We start from the raw sequence: 2,276 nt of genomic DNA on the forward strand, positions 1-2,276 counted from the left end.
GTAATTTCTCTATTTGTAGCTAAGTTAAACTACCAGTTTTTGCTACATCTTTCCTTATTTTCTCATGATAAACTTTTTTCACAGAGACTAGGTTCTCCTTATATTTTTCTATGAGTTTATCAACACTTAAGTTTACACTAGAAACCGCGTTTGGATCGTGAGTAGTTTGCGCAACAAAAGGAAAGACATCAACTAAACCATGTATGAGAAGCGGTCTTTCTTCTTCTGGAACTTCTCGCATTAAGTTAAAAAGCTGCCACACCTCTCCAACGAGTGTCCGGTTTAGTAGCCATAAGAATAACGCAGGTAATGCTAAAAGTATACAGGAGGCAATAATGCATACGACTAGAACAGCTTTTAATATTACCCTAATGATATTTTTTGGCCAAGCCGATAATCTCGGTTCATTTTCTTCTGGTTTTAAAAGATAATTTACTAACCCTAAATACACAAAGAGCTGTACAAGAAGGAAAAGTAGAGGAATCATGCTTACCAGTAGAATTATGTTGATAAATCTTCTAATTTTACCAGTATTGTGGTAAGCATTTTGTGCTCTTTCTATCATAGCACGCGCTCTATCTTGCTGTTGATTGTTACTTTCGCCTAACATATTGCACACCTATTTTAATATTAGCATATTATACTATAAAAGAAATGTCAATAAGAAATTTATAGGCTATAGCTTAATATAAAGATTATACCAACTTTCGTTATCGAGAAGTCAAACAAGACATAAGAGATCTATTTTTTGATAGCAAACGTATTGCTTTTCAGAAAAATATTAATAGCATTAAACAAGACTCTGGTATTAGTTTTGACTACCTCAATTCTTCTGTCAGATTAAGTTTTATCTAGCACAATAAATACGATGTTTAATTTCCAAAACACACGGTTAAGGCGTAGACGCTCAAGTAGATGGATTCGCAATTTAACAAGTGAAAGCATTTTATCAGTAAACGACTTGATTTTTCCCCTGTTTGTTCATGATAGAGAAGAAACAACCGAACCAATTTCTGGCTTACCTGACATAAAATGTTACTCAATAGATGGATTGGTTTCCATGGTTCAAGAAGCTGAGGATTTAGGAATTAATGCTATTGCAATTTTCCCTGTAGTTGACAGTAAATTAAAATCTGAAAATGCTGAGGAAGCATACAATCTGGACAATTTAATCTGCAAGGCAATTCGTGCTGTAAAATTAAAGGTGCCGGGCATTGGCATTATCGCAGATGTTGCACTTGATCCATACACCACTCATGGTCATGATGGCATTTTAAAAAGCAATCAGATAGATGTGGAAAACGATGAAACTGTGTCAGTGTTGCTAAAGCAAGCACTTGCTTTGGCAAAAGCAGGATGTGATATAGTTGCCCCTTCTGATATGATGGATGGTAGAATAGGGAAAATAAGAATAGCATTGGATGATAATGGCTTTCAAGATGTATCAATACTATCTTATGCAGTGAAATATTGCTCCAGCTTCTATGCACCATTCAGACAAGTTGTTGGTTCATGCGAACCGTCAAATTCTATCGATAAAAGTGGTTATCAAATGGATTATAGAAATGCGAGAGAGGCAATTTGCGAAATCGAAATGGATATAAACGAAGGTGCAGATTTTATTATGATAAAACCAGGTATGCCATACTTGGATGTAATAAAAACAGCAAGCGATAAGTTTAATTTTCCGATTTTTGCTTACCAAGTAAGTGGTGAGTACGCAATGATAAAGGCTGCGACAAACAATGGCTGGCTGGATTATGACAAAGTAATTTATGAGTCTTTAATTAGCTTTAAACGCGCAGGTGCGGGTACAATATTCACCTATGCTGCACTTGATGTTGCAAGAAATTTGAAGCAAGAAGCGTAACACGCACTGTAGAAAGGTTACTTTTTATGTATCTATTCAGCGGAATGGTAAAATGAGATAGACAAGATGCTATAAATAAAGTAATCATACAGTAAAAGTGAGTTTACAACAAATGGTGCATCCTAGTGCTTCCTTTTCTTGCCATTCCAGCACCCTCTTCTTGTCATCCAAGTAGCGGACACTGGGGTCCGGTTTTCCATAAAACGGTGTATTTTAGCATAACCTTTATGCTCACCAACCTAATAAAATTCTTAGATTCCAGCGTCATGCGCTGGAATAACACTACTTGTTGTAAAAACAAATGTTCGTTCACAAATTGCAACTAGCTATAAATATTTAAGAAATTTACCAAGCGAGAAAAAAAGCAAAAAAAGCCCAGGTCGGTGGCTAATTATTTATATGTACC

General features: G+C 35.6%; 2 protein-coding genes. One reads left to right on the forward strand and one right to left on the reverse strand.

Annotation, left to right across the window (positions count from 1 at the left end; all coding sequences use genetic code 11):
- Nucleotides 1-19: 19 nt before the first annotated feature.
- A complete protein-coding gene (locus GO685_RS04845; protein WP_175937811.1) occupies nucleotides 20-610 on the reverse strand; it encodes a hypothetical protein in 591 nt (196 codons plus the stop codon).
- Nucleotides 611-868: 258 nt separating this feature from the next.
- Between GO685_RS04845 and hemB the strand changes: the two genes are divergently transcribed.
- A complete protein-coding gene (gene hemB, locus GO685_RS04850; protein WP_175937812.1) occupies nucleotides 869-1,870 on the forward strand; it encodes a porphobilinogen synthase in 1,002 nt (333 codons plus the stop codon).
- Nucleotides 1,871-2,276 lie beyond the last annotated feature (406 nt).

The organism is Wolbachia endosymbiont of Madathamugadia hiepei (genome assembly GCF_013366855.1).
GTDB lineage: Bacteria > Pseudomonadota > Alphaproteobacteria > Rickettsiales > Anaplasmataceae > Wolbachia.